The sequence below is a fragment of the Bartonella sp. AA2SXKL genome, from assembly GCF_042197205.1.
Classification (GTDB): domain Bacteria; phylum Pseudomonadota; class Alphaproteobacteria; order Rhizobiales; family Rhizobiaceae; genus Bartonella.
Map to the genome: position 1 here is coordinate 1 of NZ_JBHIRN010000217.1, position 636 is coordinate 636.

Below are 636 nucleotides of genomic sequence, written 5' to 3' on the forward strand. Positions count from 1 at the left end.
TTTTAGGTATGATGACTCCAGTTCTTCCGACTCGTACGCTTATAGCTCCGCTTACAATACTGAGCAACGCTATGCAAATTCTTCAAGAAAAAAATACAAAAACAGACCTGCATCATATCTCAACTGCACTGAAAAAAATGCGTAAAGGACAACGTGATATAATTGCGCCAGTAACACGTATTCAAAAAGCATTGCATCCATGGGTCGCATATGGTGTGATGCCAATTTTCGCTTTTGCAAATGCTGGTGTTAGTTTTGCAAATTTTGATCTTTCTTCTGATAAATCTTTCTTGATTGTTCTTGGTGTTGTAATTGGTCTCTTTATTGGTAAACCTCTTGGTATTATCACTGCTAGTTATCTAGCCGTAAAATCAGGACTATGTCGTCTTCCTCCTCAAATGGCATGGACCGGTATTTTACTGATTGGATTTTTATCAGGAATTGGCTTTACAATGTCTATCTTTGTTTCAATGCTTGCTTTTAAAGATATTGTTCTGCTTGATTCTGCAAAAATTGGTGTTCTTTGTGGATCTGGTTTATCTGCTCTTATCGGGCTTGGATATGGCCTCATTTATATCAAACGCAATAAAAAAGCGTCTCATAGTTCTCAATAAAAACAAACGAAAACCTACTTTC

Annotated in this window: 1 protein-coding gene; it reads left to right on the forward strand. The window is 36.8% G+C overall.

Translation table 11 applies throughout. The annotated features are described in order from the left end of the window. Positions 1-614: Na+/H+ antiporter NhaA (locus ACFINS_RS10795; RefSeq protein WP_375706272.1), on the forward strand; the 614-nt coding region annotated here is incomplete at its 5' end. Positions 615-636: the final 22 nt, after the last annotated feature.